The sequence below is a fragment of the Collinsella sp. HCP28S3_B9 genome (genome assembly GCF_052066095.1).
In the GTDB taxonomy this organism is placed as follows: Bacteria; Actinomycetota; Coriobacteriia; order Coriobacteriales; family Coriobacteriaceae; genus Collinsella.
This window is the reverse complement of sequence record NZ_JBQHST010000024.1, coordinates 1-19087: the sequence shown is the minus strand read 5'-3', so window position 1 is coordinate 19087 and position 19087 is coordinate 1. Positions and strand designations below refer to the sequence as shown.

17 protein-coding genes are annotated in these 19087 nt (G+C 61.4%); 7 read left to right on the top strand and 10 right to left on the bottom strand.

Going from position 1 to position 19087, the window contains the following annotated elements; translation table 11 throughout:
- Positions 1-54 precede the first annotated feature (54 nt).
- A complete protein-coding gene (locus ACTNBB_RS06760; RefSeq protein WP_441057338.1) occupies positions 55-987 on the top strand; it encodes a type I phosphomannose isomerase catalytic subunit in 933 nt (310 codons plus the stop codon).
- Between the two features lie 287 nt (positions 988-1274).
- On the opposite strand, the gene ACTNBB_RS06755 is transcribed toward ACTNBB_RS06760, so the two are convergent.
- A complete protein-coding gene (locus tag ACTNBB_RS06755; RefSeq protein ID WP_441057336.1) occupies positions 1275-4178 on the bottom strand; it encodes an ATP-dependent helicase in 2904 nt (967 codons plus the stop codon).
- Between the two features lie 146 nt (positions 4179-4324).
- Positions 4325-5305, bottom strand: a complete 981-nt coding sequence (locus ACTNBB_RS06750; protein ID WP_427728530.1) for an undecaprenyl-diphosphate phosphatase — start codon at positions 5303-5305, stop codon at positions 4325-4327.
- Positions 5306-5547: 242 nt separating this feature from the next.
- Here ACTNBB_RS06750 and ACTNBB_RS06745 point away from each other — a divergent pair, with 242 nt between their 5' ends.
- On the top strand, positions 5548-5985 hold the full coding sequence (locus tag ACTNBB_RS06745; protein WP_154515052.1) for a universal stress protein: 438 nt from the start codon (positions 5548-5550) through the stop codon (positions 5983-5985).
- A 252-nt stretch (positions 5986-6237) separates the two neighbouring features.
- Here ACTNBB_RS06745 and ACTNBB_RS06740 read toward each other — a convergent pair whose 3' ends face one another.
- From ACTNBB_RS06740 to ACTNBB_RS06730, 3 genes are all read right to left on the bottom strand, one after another.
- A complete protein-coding gene (locus ACTNBB_RS06740; protein ID WP_441057334.1) occupies positions 6238-7281 on the bottom strand; it encodes a sensor histidine kinase in 1044 nt (347 codons plus the stop codon).
- Positions 7282-7290: 9 nt separating this feature from the next.
- Entirely contained in the window at positions 7291-7962 is a 672-nt protein-coding gene (locus ACTNBB_RS06735; RefSeq protein ID WP_427728526.1) for a response regulator transcription factor, read from the bottom strand.
- Between the two features lie 169 nt (positions 7963-8131).
- Entirely contained in the window at positions 8132-8473 is a 342-nt protein-coding gene (locus ACTNBB_RS06730; RefSeq protein WP_441057332.1) for a hypothetical protein, read from the bottom strand.
- Positions 8474-8605: 132 nt separating this feature from the next.
- On the opposite strand from ACTNBB_RS06730, the gene ACTNBB_RS06725 reads away from it, so the two are divergent.
- Positions 8606-9169, top strand: a complete 564-nt coding sequence (locus tag ACTNBB_RS06725; protein ID WP_441057330.1) for a PucR family transcriptional regulator — start codon at positions 8606-8608, stop codon at positions 9167-9169.
- Positions 9170-9187: 18 nt separating this feature from the next.
- Here ACTNBB_RS06725 and ACTNBB_RS06720 read toward each other — a convergent pair whose 3' ends face one another.
- Entirely contained in the window at positions 9188-9898 is a 711-nt protein-coding gene (locus tag ACTNBB_RS06720; protein WP_441057328.1) for a hypothetical protein, read from the bottom strand.
- A gap of 278 nt (positions 9899-10176) precedes the next feature.
- Positions 10177-11784 carry a bifunctional phosphoribosylaminoimidazolecarboxamide formyltransferase/IMP cyclohydrolase gene (gene purH, locus ACTNBB_RS06715; protein ID WP_441057326.1) on the bottom strand — a complete coding sequence of 536 codons (1608 nt, stop codon included), beginning with the start codon at positions 11782-11784 and terminating at the stop codon, positions 10177-10179.
- A 277-nt stretch (positions 11785-12061) separates the two neighbouring features.
- Between purH and ACTNBB_RS06710 the strand changes: the two genes are divergently transcribed.
- Entirely contained in the window at positions 12062-12703 is a 642-nt protein-coding gene (locus ACTNBB_RS06710) for a GNAT family N-acetyltransferase (RefSeq protein ID WP_154515062.1), read from the top strand.
- Between the two features lie 273 nt (positions 12704-12976).
- Here the strand turns inward: ACTNBB_RS06710 and ACTNBB_RS06705 are convergent, their stop codons facing one another.
- Complete coding sequence (locus tag ACTNBB_RS06705) at positions 12977-14920, bottom strand: DUF2207 family protein (protein WP_441057324.1); 1944 nt, start codon at positions 14918-14920, stop codon at positions 12977-12979.
- A 639-nt stretch (positions 14921-15559) separates the two neighbouring features.
- On the opposite strand from ACTNBB_RS06705, the gene gluQRS reads away from it, so the two are divergent.
- Complete coding sequence (gene gluQRS / locus ACTNBB_RS06700) at positions 15560-16456, top strand: tRNA glutamyl-Q(34) synthetase GluQRS (RefSeq protein WP_441057353.1); 897 nt, start codon at positions 15560-15562, stop codon at positions 16454-16456.
- A gap of 15 nt (positions 16457-16471) precedes the next feature.
- Here the strand turns inward: gluQRS and ACTNBB_RS06695 are convergent, their stop codons facing one another.
- Both ACTNBB_RS06695 and ACTNBB_RS06690 read right to left on the bottom strand, forming a co-directional pair.
- Positions 16472-17197, bottom strand: a complete 726-nt coding sequence (locus ACTNBB_RS06695; protein WP_441057322.1) for a metallophosphoesterase family protein — start codon at positions 17195-17197, stop codon at positions 16472-16474.
- Positions 17198-17282: 85 nt separating this feature from the next.
- Complete coding sequence (locus tag ACTNBB_RS06690; protein WP_427748078.1) at positions 17283-17522, bottom strand: hypothetical protein; 240 nt, start codon at positions 17520-17522, stop codon at positions 17283-17285.
- A 590-nt stretch (positions 17523-18112) separates the two neighbouring features.
- On the opposite strand from ACTNBB_RS06690, the gene ACTNBB_RS06685 reads away from it, so the two are divergent.
- Entirely contained in the window at positions 18113-18655 is a 543-nt protein-coding gene (locus ACTNBB_RS06685; protein ID WP_154515076.1) for a DUF4342 domain-containing protein, read from the top strand.
- 18 nt (positions 18656-18673) lie between these two features.
- Positions 18674-19087: response regulator transcription factor (locus tag ACTNBB_RS06680; RefSeq protein ID WP_441071057.1), on the top strand; the 414-nt coding region annotated here is incomplete at its 3' end.

Sequence of the window (19087 nt, the reverse complement as noted above, 5' to 3'; positions counted from 1 at the left end):
GCGCTCGTTTTGAGCTGTTTGTGCAACGCCCGCGCAACACAATGGGGTATGAATATGTCCGATTTGATTAAACTGACGCCGATCTTCCACGAGAAGATCTGGGGCGGCCGCCAGCTCGAAACCGTATTTGGCTACGACATTCCCGATGGACCCATCGGTGAGTGTTGGGCCATCTCGGCCCACCCCAACGGCGACTGCCAGATTGCGGAGGGCCCGTATGCCGGCCACACGCTGTCGTGGCTGTGGGCCGAGCACCGCGAGCTCTTTGGCAGGTGCGAGGGCAAGGAGTTCCCGCTGCTCGTTAAGATTCTGGACGCCAAGGACGACCTTTCGATCCAGATTCATCCCAACGACGAGTACGCCGCCAAGCACGAGAACGGCAGCCTGGGCAAAACCGAGTGCTGGTATGTCCTGGACTGCGAGCCCGGCGCCACGATCATCGTCGGCCAGCGCGCGCATGACCGCGCCGAGGCCGCACAGATGATCGAGGGGGGCCGTTGGGACGACATGCTCAACGTGCTGCCGATCCACAAGGGCGACTTTTTCCAGATTGATTCCGGTACCGTGCACGCCATCAAGACCGGCACGCTCATTTTGGAGACGCAGCAGTCAAGCGACGTGACGTATCGCCTGTACGACTACGACCGTCCCGGCACCGACGGCAAGCTGCGTCCGCTGCACATTGAGCAGAGCCTCGATTGCATCGATTTTGACGCTCAGGCTCCGACCGACGGCACGGTGACCGCGCCCGAGGTGGACGGCGTGACCGAGCTCGAGTCCAACCCCTGCTACACCGTCGATCGCGTACGCGTCGACGGCAGCAAGACCTTGGAGCAGCGCTGGCCCTTCATGTGTCTGTCAGTCATCGACGGCAAAGGCTCCGTCTGCGGCGACCCCGTCCACAAGGGAAGTCACCTGCTGGCACCCAGCACCGTCAGCTCCATTGATCTCGAAGGCCAGATGGAGCTGATTATCAGCCACCTCTAGGTCGCGCCAACAACAGAAACGTAATAAGGGGCTCTCCCGACCATGTACGGAAGAGCCCCTACTCGTATCTATCTATCAGCCCACCCGGCTCTCCAGATCAAAAAGCAAACGAGCAGAGCGAGGTTCGAAAGCTGCAGGCCAAAACGCCACAAGGAAGAGGGCGCGCCGGGGGCTTTGGTCGATCGCGAGTTCCGCACGAGCCGGAGAGCACTTAATGTGCTCTCCGTGAGAGCAGGACTGTCCGAGCAGGCGACCAAAGCCCCCGGCGCGCCCGGCCAACCTCGCAGTTAGGCATTCAGCTTAACAATCGGAGCGAAGCCTTTCATTAGCTTTTTGGTCTGGCCGGTCTTTTCGAATTGGACCTCGATCATGTCTCCAGCGACCGAGATCACGGTACCCGTGCCAAAGGTCTTATGACTCACGGTATCGCCCGCGGCAAAGTCCTGCGACGCGCTGGCGCGATCGACCTTGCGCTCCACTGTCGGGGACACCTTGGACGACGGCTTTTTGGCTCGCGATGCGCCCGAGCCAAAGGTCGAGGCAACGCGACCGGCGTCGGGCGAGACCCCACGATGGCGCTCGATCCCGTAGCTGCTGCCGCCAAAGAAATCGTCGAAGCTCGATCCGCCGCGCGAACCGGAACCGCCGGTCGAGCGCGTATGCGAACCAAACACCTTGCCGCCATACATATCCGAACCCGTGCCCGAGCCAAAGGTGCCGCGACGGTCGCCGCGCTTCTCCCAGCCCGTGCCCTCAAAACCGGCAGAACCGATACCGCTAAACTCGATATCCTCAAACGGAATCTCGTTGAGAAAGCGAGAACGCGGGTTGGCGGAGGTAGAACCGTAGGTGCGACGCGTGGCCGCATAGGTCAAGAACAGGCGCTTGCGGGCACGCGTGATGGCGACGTAGGCCAGGCGACGCTCCTCCTCGAGCTTGCCCGGATCATCGCTGCCGCCAAAGTCGTGCACGTGCGGAAAGATACCCTCCTCCATGCCGGCCACGAACACCGCCGGAAACTCCAGGCCCTTGGCGGAGTGGATGGTCATCATGGTAATGGCATGCGTCTCGCCGGCCAGGGAATCCAAGTCGGAGCGCAAGGCCAGCCACTCCATGAGTGCCGGCAGCGCCTTACAGGTGAGCGGACCGTAGGTACGCTCGATCTCGCCGGCATGCACGGCACCCGCCGACAGCTCCGTCGGCGCGGCATACGCGTTGCCTGCGATGGCGGCGGCCAGGGCATCCTGCGGAGACAGCGCCGGAGCGGCCAAGCCATCGAGCGGATTGGAACCCGCGGCGTCACGGGCGCCGACGAGCGCCTCAAACGAGGATGCCGGGACAGATGGCCCCGGTTCGGGCGCAGACACGCTCACCACGACGGGCTCGGGCTCGGCGCCGGCAGGCACGTCGGCAACACCGGCTGCGCGCAGCTCTTCTAGGCTCTCGAGCGTACCCTCGATATCCTCGTGCGTCTCCTCAAATTCCGCCGCAACGCCCAGAAATTCCTGGATGTTCTCGGCGCGGCTCTCAGATTCCATGGTGCCCTCGGCGCGAAACGCCTGCAGCAGGCCCGTCTTATCGACGATCATCTCGACAACGTCCTTGAGCTCGCCGTCCATGCGGCGGCCCTCGCGCACCAGTGAGACAAAGCTCGACAGGCCGTTGCGCACCTTGGCGCTAAACATGCCGGTTTCGGCGCACGCGATCTCGCAAGCCTGGAAGAACGAGCAACGGTTGTCGCGTGCCAGCTGCTCGATCTTTTGGATTGAGGTGGAGCCAATGCCGCGGCGCGGTGTGTTGATGACGCGCTTGACGCTCATCTCGTCGGCCGGGTTCACGATCATCTTGAGGTAGGCCATGACGTCGCGAATCTCGGCACGGTCGAAGAATCGAGTGCCGCCCACGATCTTGTAGGGCACGCCCGCGCGCAGAAACATATCTTCGAGAATACGCGACTGGGCGTTAGTGCGATAAAACACGGCGATGTCGTCGTAACTCGTGCCTTTGGCATGCAGTTTCTCGATCTCACCGGCAATCCAGCGGCCCTCGTCGCGCTCGTCGCTCGCCTGGAAGGCCTGAATCTTCTCGCCATCGCCCTCGGCCGTAAACAGGCGCTTGTCCTTGCGCTGCGAGTTGTGGCGTACCACGGCGTTGGCGGCGTTTAGGATATGGCCCGTAGAGCGGTAGTTCTGCTCGAGCTTAACGGTCTTGCAGTTTTTAAAGTCCTGCTCAAAGTCCAAGATGTTGGTGATGTCGGCGCCACGCCAGCTGTAAATGGACTGGTCATCGTCGCCCACAACCATGAGGTTTTGGTACTTGGCGGCCAGAAGGTTGGCGATTTCGTACTGGACGTGGTTGGTGTCCTGATACTCGTCGACGCTAATGTAGCGGAAGCGCTCCTGGTACTTGTCGAGCACCTCGGGGCGGGTGCGCAGCAGTTCGAGTGTGCGCACGAGCAAATCGTCGAAGTCCATCGCGTTGGCGGCGCGCAGGCGGCGCTCCAGCTCCAGGTAGACCTGCGCGGCCTTTTTGTCGTTGGGGCTATCGGCGGATTTGAGCATGTCCTCGGGGCCGATCATGGCGTTTTTGGCCGAACTGATCTTGCTGCGAATCATGTTGATGGGGAACTGCTTTTGCTCGATGCCGAGCGCCTGCATAATGTCACGCACCATGCGCTTTGAGTCATCGTCATCGTAGATGGTGAACTGACCGGTGTAACCCAGCAGGTCGGCGTCCTCGCGCAGCATGCGCACGCACATGGCGTGGAAGGTGCACACCCACATGCCGCGGGTACCGCTGGGAATGAGCGCCGTCAGACGCTCGCGCATCTCGGCCGCGGCTTTGTTGGTAAACGTGATGGCAAGAACCTGCCAAGGCTTAACACCCAGGTCGCCGAGCATATGCGCGATGCGGAAGGTCAGGACGCGGGTCTTGCCCGAGCCTGCGCCGGCGAGGACCAGCAACGGGCCCTCGGTGGTCAGGACGGCCTCGCGCTGGGCGGGATTAAGGCTGTCGATGTCGACGAGCGGCTTGACGGGCTTGGGTGCCGGCGCGGGAGCGTCGTAGATGTCGAGCGGAACGAGCTCGGGCTCCGGCGCAGCGGGGGCGATGTATGCATCGAGCGGCACGGGTTCCGGCGCGGGCGGCACGGGTACCGCGGCGTTCTTTTCCCAGGGCAAGGGCTGGGTCATGGGCGACTCCTCATCTGACGGACGGCGCGCCTGCGGGCGGCGCCATAGTTTGAGCCGTACCAGTATACCGAGCCGCGCGGACACCGATGCAAATCACACCACGACTCCGTGCGCCGCGCTCTGGCCGCCGCGCAGCGTCAACCAAGTTACAGGCCGAGCATAGGCTCCAGAACAAAGAAGTACGCGAGCACCACGATGCCCAGAATAATGCGGTAGACGCCAAAGCACTTAAAGTCGTGACGGCGAACGAAGCCCATGAGCCACTTGATGGCAATAAGCGAAACCACAAAGGCCACGACGCAGCCCACGCCCAGAATGGCAATCTCGTTGGTGCCAAACGTACCGCCCTTAACGAAGTACTTGACCAGCTTGAGCGCGCTCGCGCCAAACATAACGGGAATGGCCAGGAAAAACGTGAACTTGGACGCCACCGAGCGCGTGCAGCCCAGCAGCAGGCCGCCGATAATGGTAGAGCCGGAGCGTGATGTGCCCGGAATCAGCGAAAGCACCTGGAAGCAACCGATACCCAATGCGGTCTTCCAGCTCAGGTCCTCGAGCGTGGCGATGGATCCAAAGTCCAAATCCTCGTCATCGTCATTGTCTTCGGCAATATCCGCCGCAGGCGCCGCGAAGTGTGCACCGGCGGGACGCCCGCCCGCCACCACAGCACGCGAACCAAACGAATCGGCAAGAGCGGCGTTCTCGCGCTTACTCGCACGCCAGTTCTCAATCACGATAAACAACACGCCGTACACGATGAGCGCCAGCGCCACGACGGGAGCGTTATAGAAATGCTCCTCCATCCAGTCGTTGAGCGGCAGACCGATCGCCGCGGCGGGAATACAGCCAAGCACAATCTTGCCCCACAGCACCCAGGTGTCGCGACGACCCTCCTTGCCCTTGCTGGGCGAGAACGGATTTAAGTCGTAGAAGAACAGAACGCAAACGGCCAAAATGGCGCCAAGCTGAATCACGACCAGGAACATATTCCAGAATGTCTCGCTCACATTCATCTTGACGAACTCGTCCACCAAGATCATGTGGCCCGTCGACGAAACGGGCAGCCATTCGGTGATGCCCTCGACCAGGCCCATAAAGGCAGATTTTAGAAGCTCGATGATATCCAAAGGGACCCCCTCGTTTGTCACCCGCCGATAGTTGTTCTGCGGACGGTTGCGGGCGATGTCCCATTATCAACCGTTCGGCCGCGGCCGCGCCCACCCTTACCAAAAATCTCGCCCGTTCACAGAATTGCGAGCGGTCAAACCGAAATCCTTGGGTATAACTGCAACAAGCTAAAGTGTCCGGCGGCCAACACGTCGTCCGATGCACGAGCCCCGCGCCCGTGCGATAGACCAAGGAGGAAACCATGAACGAGGGCTATACCAAGGTATTTGTTTCACTCGACGGTACTGAGCAGCAGGATTTTGTGCTCACACGCGCTATCAAGGTCGCCGCAAACAATGGCGCCAAGCTGATCATCGGTCACGTCATCGATTCCACGGCGCTCGAGAGCGCCGGTTCCTATCCGGTCGATCTGGTCAACGGCCTGGAGGAGGCCTTTAAGAACTCCATCGCCAAGCAGCTCGAAGAGGCCAAGGCTAATCCCAACATTCCCGAGGTCGAAGTCATGATTCGCGCCGGCCGTATTCGCGAGACGCTCAAGGACGAGATGCTCGACGTGGTCAAGCCCGATCTGGTGCTCTGCGGCGCTCGTGGCCTTTCCTCGATCAAGTATGCGCTCCTGGGTTCGATTTCGACATTCCTGCTGCGCAACACCGACTGCGACATTCTGGTCGTGAAGTAGGTTCCTTCCCGCCGGCGCAAGGCCTGCGGGGTTATCACGCCGACGTCCTCGCCGCTTCGCGGCTGCGGGATGTCGGCTTAGATAACCCCTCCCGGCCTTGCGCCTTCGTCACCGTACTTCAGCGAGTTAGCTGAATAGAGAGATGGCGTGCCGCCCTGGTTGGGCGGCACGTTTTGTTTGGGTGATTTTTTAGAGCCTCATAGCCATGTTCACGCTCGGGAACATAGCCATCCGCACCACAAGACGGCCCGACTACTCGAAGTATTGGAACTTGTTGGTCGAGAAGGCGAATGTTACGACAAAGCCTTCGCCGGAGTCGGATGCCGCGGTGACGTCGATGCCCATCTTGGAACACAGGCGCGCCACCAGGTAGAGGCCGATGCCCGTTGCGCGCTTGGTGGTGCGGCCGTTATCGCCGGTAAAGCCCTTCTCGAACACGCGCGGCAGGTCAGCCGCGCTCACGCCGCAGCCGTTGTCCGCGACGGTAAGCTCGATGCGCTCGCTTGCCAGGCCCTCGTCCAGCAACGCACCCGAAAACACAATCTTCGCGCCGTCCTCACGTGCATATTTAATGCTGTTCTGAATGAGCTGGCCCAGAATAAACTCGAGCCATTTCTCGTCGGTGAACACCTCAAAGTCGAGGTTCTCGCACACCGGAGCCACGTGCGCCGCAATGAGCTCGCGCGCGTTGGCTTTAATCGCGCCCGTCACCAAGCTCTTGAGACCCCAGCGGCGAATTAGGTAGTCGCGCTCTACGACTTCCGAGCGCGCATAGTACAGCGCCTGATCGATATAGCGCTCCACGCGAGCCAGCTCGCGACCCAGGTCATCCACGCGCGACAGGTCGTCTTCGCTGCCGTCCAGGTTTTCCAAAATCAGATGAGCCGCCGCCAGGGGCAGCTTGGCCTCGTGGACCCAGCTCTCGATATAGTCGCGGTAGTCATCGGTCTGGCGCCGACCTTCCGCCACCTCGTCGCAAGCGGCTTTGCCCACCCGGCGCAAGACCTCATATTCGAGCTCGCCCTCGGCATAGGTCGGGCATTGCACCATCTCCTGCACCCATGCGGGGCTCCCCAGCTCCTCTGCCGCGCGCTCCAGCTGGCACAGAAAACGACGACGGCGCACGTACTCGATCACGATGCCCAGCATGCTAAAGATAAAGGACACACCGACCGCCACGACCACGATGGATGCCGGGGCGCCGGCGACCGTCAGTACAAAACAGCTCAGCAGCACGCCGCAGGTCCACACGGCAACGGGAAGCAGTGCATCTTTAAAGAACTTGGCAAACGACATAACCGGCCCCTAGACCGAATAGCCTTGGCCGCGATGCGTCGTCAAATACCCCTTGATGCCGATTTTTTCGAGCGTGGTGCGCAGGCGGTTGATATTGACGGTGAGCGTATTGTCGTCCACGAAGGCGTCGGAGTCCCACAGGTCCTGCATGATAGCCGAGCGCGAGACGATCTTGCCCGCGCGGCCCAAGAGCAGCGAGAGGATACGCAGCTCGTTTTTGGTGAGCTCGGTACTGTCGCCGGTTGCCGTATTGGTGACCATGGAGCGGGCGAGGTCGAGCTCCAGCCCCTTGTGGACGAGCGTGCTGCGATCGCCCGCCGCCGCGGTGCGGCGCAGCAACGCATTGATGTGCGCCACGAGCACACGGGCGCTGTAAGGCTTGGGAACAAAGTCGTCCGCGCCAAGCGTCATGGCCATGACCTCGTCGATCTCGGTCGTGCGCGACGTGAGGACGATGATAGGAACCTCGGATTCGCGGCGAACCTCGTGGCAGATATGTTGGCCGTCCTTGACGGGAAGCGTGAGGTCGAGCAACACCAGGTCGGGCGCGGCGGCAAGGATATCGCGCGAGACATGCTCAAACGATTCGCAGGCCTCGATTTCAAACCCGGCGCGGGCAAGGATGTCGACAAGCTCACGACGAATGCGCTCGTCGTCCTCAACGACATAGATCAGCGCCATGTGTCCTCCCATTTCGCGCAACTTGCACCTTCCACACCATTATGCCCACGGCGTCGCAGCGATACGACCCCGTGGGCACCTAATGTGACAAAAGCGTTCGGTAGCCTTGAGAGAAAATGGGGGCCCTCGGTCCTAAACCGATCGGCCCCATCACTTCGACCTTGAGCCTCTACTCGAGCGTACGCATGTACGCAGAGATGGCATCCAGGCCCTTCTGCAGGTCGTCGGTGTTATCGGAGTATGCATAGCCGATACGCATGCTCTTGGGCTCCTCGAAGCAATCGCCCGGGGTGACGAGCGCGCCGGACTTCTTAATCATGTCGGTGCAGAACGTCCTGGAGTCGTTGTCGTAGTCGTAATACACAAGCGCGGTGCTACCCGCCTCGGGCTTGACGAACGACAGGTGCGGCTCGCTCTCGACCCACTTTTCCAGAACAGCAAGGTTCTGAAGGACGATGCGACGGCTGCGCTCAAGGATCACGGAAGCGTTACTCAGAATCAACTCCGCCACCGACTCGCTGAATATGCCTTTCTGGACGAAGCGGTCGCCCTGTTCGCATCGTTTGCAGAGCCCCTCGACCCGCGTACGTTTTTGCAAATCGAACGTCTTTGTTCAAAATCGACCCTCGCCGAATGCCACAACATGCTGGCACCCTATGACGGAGGTCTGCTATTCGTAGCGACAAGCGACTCGGAGCAGACGCTCGATGTGGAGCGAATCGCGCAGGCGCTCACGGAGCTCATCGAGGTTAGCGGTATCGATGGCGGAGCGGAAGGGCTCGGCATCAGCGATATTCTGTTTGGAGACGAGGCGGTGGCGCAGGCGATCTCGCAGGCGATTTACGCACAGCGCCTATCTTGTCAACGAGCCGAGGGCCCTGTCCGCTATACGCAGCTCGGCATCCTGAGAACCGTGATGCCTTTTGCGGAAACCCCGGAGATGCGATCGTTCTCGGAGGCGATTCTCTCGCCGATACGCGAGCACGACAGTGAGCATGGCAGCGAACTGGAATCCACGCTCGCCGCATTCATCGAGAACGACCGACGTATCGAGCGAACCGCCAAGCAGACGAGCCAGCACCCGAACACGATTCGGTACCGCCTCGATAAGGTGACAGCTCTCACCGGACTGAGCTACAAATGCGCCCCGGAGATGGAGCAGCTGTCGCTCGCCTACGCCATCGAACGCGCTCGCTCGCTTCAGTAAGCCCACCCCGCCTTGAGGTTAGAAGCGGCAGGCACGGAGCTTTTCGTAGCCTTCGGCAAAGAAGGCAACCGTAGCGGCGTCGGACTCGGCGGCGTCCGTCTCGGCGGCAGGGACCACGCCGTGCTCGTCACTCACCAGGAACAGCGCGCCCTTGAGCTGCGCGGGAATGTCCACGCGCGTGACCGGGATGCCCTTGGTCTGGGCCAGCTGCTCGATAAGCGTCGCCGTGCCACACAGGCACTCGTCCGCCGGTGCCACAAAGACCAGCTCGCCGTTGTTGACGGCGGCGAGCAGCTCGGGCGCCACGCCGGTTTCGTCGGCCTCGGAGCGGGCCTCGGCGGAGCGGGCACGCAGCGCCTTGGCCGAAGTATCGGCCAGCGGCTCGTACTCCCCCACCGTCATGGCGGCATTGCCGTTAACGTCGATCACCAGCATGAGCACGCCGTCGCGCGCGGTGTAATCGCCCTCGGCAAGCGACCACTCAACGTGCTGCTTGGCCCAGCTGAGCATGTTATGGGTGAGCGGCTCGCCCTGCACCAGGCGCTCGGACAGCGCACGAATGTGGCGGTTGAGCATGGGCACCTTTTTGTTGGACATGCGCCAACGGCAGACAAGCGCGGGCTTGTCGAGCGTAAACTTCTCGACCGCCTCCTGATTGGCGCAAAAGTCCTCGTACGCACGCTGGTCCTCGGCATTGCCAAACAGCTCGACATCATCCACAACGGCCATATCCAACCTTTCTCAAAAACATACACCGCACCGTTATACCCAAAAAAGCCGCCCGCACCAACCGGCACGGACGGCAATAGATAGCTTTAGTTCGGGGCGAGCCAATACCGCTGGTGGAGCATAAGCCAGCGAGCCGGACCCAAGTGCCTCAGGTCGCCGCGAAAGAGGAGCGACGCGTACTTCTGTACGCGAGCGACGGTTTGAGTGGCGAGATGAGGTGCTTGGGGCCGGCGCAGCGTCGAGCAGTTACGCGGTTTGGTAAAACCGCGTAACGATCATTAGTGGCGGAAGTGGCGGGCGCCCGTGAAGACCATTGCGATGCCATGCTCGTTGCAGGCCTGGATGCTCTCGTCGTCGCGCTTGGAGCCGCCGGGCTGGATGATGCAGGTCACGCCGTGCGCGGCAAGCACGTCGACGTTGTCGCGGAACGGGAAGAACGCGTCGCTTGCGCAGGCAAAGCCGCCCTTCTCCACGCCCTCGCGCTCGCAGAAGTCCTCGGCGCGCTCGCAGGCAAGCAGTGCGGAGTCAACGCGGTTGGGCTGGCCCGGGCCCATGCCAATGCCGGCCTTACCCTTGGAGACCAGGATGGCGTTGGACTTGACGCCCTTGCAGACCTTCCAGGCAAACTCAAGCTCGGCCATCTCGGCATCGGTGGGCTTGCGGTCGGTGGGGAACGTAAAGGTCGCGGGATCCTCGATCACGTGGTCGACCTCCTGCACCAGCATGCCGCCGTCGATGGAGCGCAGCTCCACCTCGGCGCCGTGGTCCACGCCGCCGGTAGCCAGCACGCGCAGGTTGGGGCGCTTGGCCATGCGCTCGAGCGCCTCGGCGGTGTAGCTCGGGGCGATGATGACCTCGACGAACTGCTTGTTCTGATCGGCAAAGTGCTCAACCAGCTCAAAGGGAACCTCGCGGTTGCAGGCGATGATGCCGCCGAAAGCGCTCTTGGGATCGCAGGCAAAGGCGCGGTCGTAGGCAGCCGTGATGTCCTCGGCAACGGCGGAGCCGCAGGGGTTCTGATGCTTGAGGATCACGCAGGCAGGCTCGTCGAACTCGCGAACCAGGTTCCAAGCGGCATCGGCGTCCAAATAGTTGTTGTAGCTGAGCGGCTTGCCCTGAATCTGCTCGGAGCCCACGAGCGGGAACTGCGAGCTCGCGGAGTTCTCGCAGCCATCGGCAAAGCGGTAGACCGTAGCCTTCTGCTGAGGATTCTCGCCATAGCGCAGGTCGTCGACCTTCTCCAGCGAGACCTCGAGTTTGGCAGAGGTGTCCGCCACGTCGCTTGCCTGGGCAGCAAGCCAACGGGAGATAGCCGTGTCGTAGGCGGCGGTGGTCTGGTAGACCTTCACCTGCAGGCGACGACGGGTGGAAAGCGTGGTGCAGCCACCAGTCTCGCGCATCTCGGCCAGGACGGCATCATAGTCGGCCGGGTCGGAGATGACGGTAACGCTCGCGGCGTTCTTGGCGGCAGAGCGAAGCATGGAGGGGCCACCGATATCGATGTGCTCGATGGCATCCGCGAAGGTGACCTCGGGGTTGGCGACGGTCTTCTCGAACTCGTACAGGTTGACGACGACCAGGTCGATCAGCTTAATGCCGTGCTGAGCTGCCTCCTGCATGTGCTGCTCGGAATCGCGGCGAGCCAGCAGCGCGCCGTGAACCTTGGGGTGAAGCGTCTTGACGCGGCCGTCCATCATCTCGGGATAGCCCGTGAACTCCTCGATGGGGGTTACGGGAACGCCCGCGTCCTCGATGGCACGAGCCGTGCCGCCCGTAGAGATGATCTCGACGCCAAAGTCGTCAACCAGCGTCCGTGCGAAATCGACGACGCCCGTCTTATCGGTAACCGAGATCAACGCGCGTGCGATCTTCACATCAGATCCCATGCAGTCCTCCTGTCTGGTACGCCGCCGTGCTCTGTGAGTCGGTGATACGTCGATCTGCAGCGCTCGCGCAGCGGCATTGAAAATACTGATTCAATGTAGCGCATCGAGCGCATCGATGCACCCCGTAACGGGCGCATGTGCAGAAAAAGCTTGCGAGCGGGGGTTGCAGGAGCGCCACTGGGCACGGTGAGTTGATGGAACACAGGGGCACCATAATTAGATGCCAATGGCATGGTAGAACTGTGCTCGATATGCATCCGCAATAGAAAGAGGCACTATGGTCTCGCGGGTTCTCTACCGACCGTTTGATACCGAAGACTTCGACGCCATCGCGCTGATCTTGCAGCAGCTTTGGCATAACAATTCGGATAACGAAGAGTACAACCGCCTTGAGGCCGCGTGCGATCTTGCCTATTGCCTTTCTTCCTCGACGTTTTCGCAGGTCGCCGTAATCGACGGCCAGGCGCGCGGCATTGCACTCGCACGTGCGGGGCAAAGCAGCGGCGCCACCGTTAAGGAGCATTGGATGGATACCGAACGCGCATTGCTGTCGCAGATGCGTGAGCTGGAGCCCGATGCCTGTGCCGAGTATCTCTCGTTTGTGCGCGCCACCATTCGGACCAACAACCGCCTGCTCGAGAGCAGCCCGCTGCCGCATGACAACGAGGTCACGTTGCTTGCCGTGGATCGCGATGTCCACGGCCTGGGCGTTGGCTCGGTTCTGCTCGATGCCGCGGTCTCGTACCTGTCCTCGCGCGGAGCGTCGAGAGCGCACCTGTATACCGACTCCAACTGCTCGTGGAAGTTCTACGAGCTGCACGGCTTTAAGCGCACGGCCACGCACCGCGCCAACCGCGAAGAGCGCCGCCACGACATGCCGCGCGAAAGCTTCCTCTACGAACTCGACCTGACAGCCTAAAACCGGCAGTTAGGGACGTCCCCTTTGTGCCGGCGCCCCGGGACACTCCTTGGCAGCAACCACACCTAGTCGTTGGGGACGTTCTTAAATGACTAGTCGCCGGGGACAGTCTTGAACAAAAGAGTCACCGAAACCCTCGCTGGCATCACCCTATAGAGGAGTCTGCAAATAGCGGTGGGCAAAAGTAAAAGATCGGCGCATTTTGGCGCATAAAAAGGGGACGGGCTTTCCCCGACGGCTGCCGAGAAAAGCCCATCCCATAATTTAGGACCGCTAGAACGTTCCGCCGCCGCCTCCGCCGACGCCGCCGCCCCCGCCGCCCGAGAAGCCACCACCGCCGCCGCCGCTCGAGCTATCGGAACTCGAAGCCAGCTCACGGATGCTCTCGTGATACACGCCATCGAACGAATCGAGCGGAGACTGGTTTCCGTAGTGATGGTAGTACCACCAGTAGCAGGGGTAATTGTCGTAGAAGCCGTCGGCCTCGCGCACCTCGGGCGGCACGGCCTCGGCAAGCTGACGCAGAACTTCCTTGGAAACGCCCAGCGCCGCACCCATCACCAGAAGTTTATTCCACAGCACCAGATCGCCGGGGACGGCTTCCTTTAGACGCGTGAAGTCCTCGAGCCAATGCTTGAGCGCCTTGCAGCGAGCCGCCACCTCGGCGCCCTCCGGCGTAAGGCGGCGGAACGTAAGGCCCACGCCAATACCCACCAGCACAATCGGCACCGAGATAACCGCGGCGACAATGTTCACCTGTGCGCCGTCGGTAAAGAAGATGGATCCCACGGGAACAAAGGCGATCAGAGTACCAAGAACCAGGCAAAACACCATTGCGACAATGCCGTCCGAGGCAACGTACTCGCTATCGGCCAGTTTGCCCTTAACGGTGCTCTGATAGTCCTTGAGCTTGTCGCCCACGGGCGTAGCGTGCTGCTTAACATAGTGTTGCAGCTCGTCAAACGTGCGCGAGCGATCGCCGTTCTCGTCGGGCTTAGCACCGGCAAAGAAGACCTTGAGCACCATGCGGTCAATGCCCTTGGCCGACTTCCAGCCCGCATCGCTCACCGTCACACGATACGTCTGCTCCTCTTTTTCGCGACGGAGCAGGCCCTTCTTGCCCTTGGTCGCGATTGCCTCCTCTAACTTGATCACGCGATCGTCGGTGAGCTTCATGAGTGTGGCGATATATGCCTGATCGGGCACCTCGTTCCAGCTCATGAGGGCCGAAAGCACGGCGGGATGGTCGGCCGAGGGCACGTCGCGGAAGTATTCGTCCTGGAACAGCGGTTTGGGCTTGCGCTTGCGCAACTTGAGCACGACGATTGTGCCGGTAAAGGCCACCGCCGCGACAACGCTAACCACGGCAAGTGCATTGGCGATCATGCGGGCGTGAGCGCGGCGGGCGTTGGCCTCCTCGGCCCACGCCTTCTCCTCGCTCAGAATTGTCGACATGCGTTCCTTGCCCGAGGCGGCGAGCTGCGGCACCCAATCGCTGGGGAAGGTGATGCGCGCCTCGGCGAATTCGCCCTGATGCACGCAGGGTATGGTATAGGTGACCATGGGCTCGTCCGCGTCGAGCGACACGTCGCCCGTGAGCGGACCGTGGCCCCACGCACGGAAGTTATCGCCCTTGACGGCCGCCGTTCCGGCAGCGGCATTTGCGAAGTAAACTTCCATCTCGACGTCATCGGAGTCCGCAGACCAGCCGTCACCCACAAACTTCCAGTAGAGCTCGGCGGTATCGGACCAGTTCATAACCGCACCGGTCATGGTGTAGCTCACGTAATAGATCGCGCTGTCGCCGCTCTCGTGGGGGCTGAACACCTTGATCTTTACGCCGCCGTCGGACTGCTCAACCGTATAGACGCCGTTGTCGCCTTTGTTTGCATAGTCAACCCTGCTAAACGCGGCATCATCTTCCTCGACGCTCAGCACATCGACACCCGCCGTACCACCCTGCTGGTTGGTGCCCGTATTGATATCCCAATACACGCCGTTGATGTCGTCGTCGAAATCAAACTGGCGCCCCTCGACAACGGTCAGCGATCCATCGGCCTCAACCGTGGCACCGATATAGGTTTGGGTCATGGAATACCCGTCGGCACGTGCAACGGCGGGCAACAGCAGCAGCACGCACGCGACGAGTGCGCAAATGGAAGCAAATCGCGCAAGCAGGCAGCGCTGCCGACAAGCATTGGCAACGGGGGCGTTCATAGGCACATCCTTTGTCTGTAAAACCAACAGCGCCATTGTCCCACGTTTGCGGGTACACATGACGAACATCTAGGCGACCGGAGCGCCAAACAGGATGAAAGTCATGCCTGCCGCCAGCAGCTAATCATTGGGTAGTCATTGGGGACGTTCTTAAATGACTAGTCATGAGGGACACCCTTGGCATGGCCCGCGCCAGCAATAGATACCACTTCACAGCTCCGTCACAGGTGTAGCAGCTTTGTGTGGGCGCGGCACGCGCTGATTGAGCCGCCAGCCGAGGGGCATAAAGCAGTTGAGCGAAACCGGTTTGCCCCTTTGCCGTTCGCTCGAGGATCATGTCCCCCTTTTCCGCGGAAACCCCGGCAGTTGCGAAGAGCTGCCGGGGTTTCTGTTGTCTAAGGTACTGAGTTGATCGACAGGAATCAAAGCACCGAGCCTGCGGCCCACCATACGCAATGCGGGGCCTCGACAACTTGCGGACCACAGTGACGCCTCCCCATCGCGCCCCGCGCTATACTCGTCCGCATGGATATCAACGCACGCAACATAGCAACGCCCGCCGCGAACGCACCAACAACGCCGCCCGCCTCCGTTCCCGTACCTGTCGTAGGCCGTTTTGCCCCGTCGCCCTCGGGCCGCATGCACCTGGGCAACGTGTTCAGCTGCCTGTGTTCGTGGCTTTCGGCCCGCAGCCAAGGCGGCAGCATCGTGTTGCGCATCGAGGACCTGGACGATCGCTGCAAGCGCCCGGAACTTGCCGCTCAATTGATTGACGACCTGGCCTGGCTGGGGCTTGAGTGGGACGAAGGCCCCTACTACCAGCACGATCGCCTGGACTTGTACGAGGACGCCCTGCACCAGCTGCAAGACGCCGGCCTCACCTATCCCTGCTTTTGCACGCGCGCCGAGCTCCACACCGCAAGCGCGCCGCACGCCAGCGACGGCACGCCCATCTACCGCGGCGCCTGCCGAAACCTTTCTGTCGAAGAGATCGCCCGCCGCAGCGTTCTGCGCGCCCCGGCCACGCGTCTGCGCGTGCCTACCGTCGATGACCTCGCCGGCGACGTGATCGAATTCGTGGACCGTACGTACGGCGCCCAATGCGAGGCACTCGCCACCGAGTGCGGCGACTTTTTGGTGCGCCGCAGCGACGGCGTTTTTGCCTACCAGCTAGCCGTGGTGGTCGACGACGCTGCCATGGGCGTCACCGAGGTCGTGCGCGGATGCGACCTGCTGGGCTCCACGCCCCGCCAAATCTACCTGCAACATCTGCTGGGACTTCCCACGCCGCACTACGCGCACATTCCGCTGCTCATGTCGCCGGACGGCCGCCGCCTTTCCAAGCGCGACCGCGACCTGGACCTGGGCGAGCTACGCGCCCGCTTTGGCACACCCGAGGCGCTGCTGGGCTGGCTCGCCGGGCAAACGGGCATCGCGCCGGACACCACGCCGCGCTCTGCCGAGCAGCTGGTCGAGCACTTTAGCTGGAATGTCATCCACGCGCACCGCGAGAACATCGCTGTAACGGCCGAGTAGCCAAATACCTCGCCCCTATGCAACATCCCAGGGCTGGAGTTCGTCGCCCAAGCGAACGATGCAGTCGTAGAGCACGGTATGGCGCTCGGCAGGGTTGGCATCCCGATGAAAATGCCCGTAGTACCAACGCTTGTAATCCAAGCGGTCTTCCAGCTCATCGAAAAATGCCGTAAGCCGATCAACGGCGGGGTAATTCCAGCCAGGCCCCGGATAGAGCGTGGGCGAAAGCATGCGCGTAGAGCAGGTGTGGGTGACCACGTAGTCAACCTTCCAGCCCACGCTGTCGAGCTTTGTCCGCGCCTCCTCAAAGTTGCGCTCGTCCGGCAGCTCCTGTGGCCACCAGCTGGAATAGGGAATGCGGTATTCATTATCCACGCTCGTGGCGCCGCCCATGGTAAAGATCGTTGAGCCGTCGAGCTCAAAAACCTCGCCGCGCGTCAGGCGCCGTATGGGAGAGGTATCCGACAGGCACTGCGTTAGCCCACCGTGCCACAGCTCCATGGGACGCTCCGCCCAGTGATCGAAACGCTCGTGATTGCCGTCGACGAACAGCACGGTATAGGGACGCGATTCCAGCCAGGCGATATCGATGCATTCCTCGGCAGAGAAATCCCACAGAAAGCCAAAGTCGCCCGCGACAATCAGATGGTCGTCGCTCGTCAGACTATCCCCAAGATCCCAGTCGCGCAGCTTTTGCATGTCGAGGCCGCCGTGAATATCGCCCGTCACATAGACCGTCATCGGATTACCACTTCCCTGTAAGTCGCTAGACCGCATTCTGCACGATCACCAAGCCAACCGTTCCACCCCTTCCATCCCTTAGGGCTTACCCCTCGTTCTTCCATCCAAACGGATCAAGCACCCAAAAAATCAGATCAAGCACGCCGCCGGTCATCATAGCGCCGGCAAGGGCCATGCAAACGCGCAGAGAACCGGCACTTCGGAGCACGTCGAATGGTCCCAGAACAGCCAACAGCGCGACCGCTGCGCCGACCACGCACAGCGCGAGGCACGGCCCCGCGTCCTTGACGCACTTCTTTGCGAGATGCTTGGTGTTATCACTCATCAATATCGGACTCCTTAGAGGGCCGTTGTTTGGGTACATGCCGCCGCGGCAGAGCAGGGCGGCAGGGTAAGTGTCACATGTCGTGCGGACATCAATGGAAAAACCGCCTGCTCGACCAACCCTTAACGCCGTTTTGCACCGGCACCCCATCCCCCGCTATCGAGGTCTAATACTTTTCCCGAGAAGTGAACGGCTGTTTTTAGACCCCTGAAACATCCGCATCTTTCGGCGGCAAAATCGCAGGATTCCAACGTTATAACTGCAGGAAACGGCACCTCTAAAGTGTCGGCGCTTCGGGGGTCCGATTTAGCTCGTTCACTTCTCGGAAAAGTATTAGACCTCGTCGGCAGCAGTCCAAAAGGCGAGTCGTTTCTCCCCCGCGCAACCCAATAGACACATTCCGCTCCTCCCTCACACCACCCAAAAACTCATCCAACATTAATCTTGGCTCAAGAATCGCTTAATCTATAACCTGCACTATAAAGTTCGACCAAGGGCGGGGCGGCGCCGCGCAACGCAGACCGCCGAACGCAACGCTCGCGCCCGGGCAGATCGCCCGACGTCGCGCCCATCGAACGAAAGGACAGGTCATGGACGACCTCGAAAAAGTTGAAACCATCCGCACCAAGTGCAACGTGAGCTACACCGATGCCAAGGCCGCGCTCGACGCCGCCGACGGCAACGTTCTGGATGCCATCATTTGGCTTGAGTCGCAGGGCAAGACCCAGACCACGTCGGCGCATGCCGCAACCGAGGCCGCGCCAGTCGATGAGCCCTCGGCCGAGATGGTCGCCGCGCAGGCAGCCTACGAGAAGTCGAGCGAAAAGACTGACTTTTCCAAGAAGATGGACAGCGTGTGGGAGTACCTCAAAAAGCTCTTCCGCCTGAGCCTGGACACCAAGTTTATCGCCACGCGCCGCGACGCCATCATCCTCAACATCCCCATCCTGATCCCCATCGTCGCCCTGTTTGCCTGGGGTGCCACGATATGGCTCATGCTGATTGGCCTATTCTTTGGCATGCGCTACCGCATCGATAGCGACGGCGACGTGCCCGGCAGCATCAACAACCTTATGAATCACGCCGCCGACGCCGCGGACGACATCAAGCAAAACCTGAACGACGACAAGTAATCGCAGACGGGGGCACACATGGCACAGATCCTGATCGTAGAGGACGAGGAGAAAATCGCCCGCTTTGTGACGCTCGAGCTGGAGCACGAGGGCTACCAGGTGGAGCACGCCGCCGACGGCCGCACCGCCGTGGACTTGGCGCTGGAGCGCGACTACGATCTGATTCTACTCGATGTGCTGTTGCCACAGCTCAACGGCATGGAGGTCCTGCGGCGTGTCCGCAAGCACAAGGATGTGCCGGTGATTATGGTTACCGCGCGCGATGCCGTGATGGACAAGGTGGCCGGCCTCGATGCCGGTGCCGACGATTACCTGACCAAGCCGTTTGCGATTGAGGAGCTGTTCGCACGGATCCGCGTGGCGCTGAAGCGCGCGGAGGCCGTGCGGGCGGCTTCGGGCGTTGGCGGCGCCGGCGCTGGGGCGGGCATGGCG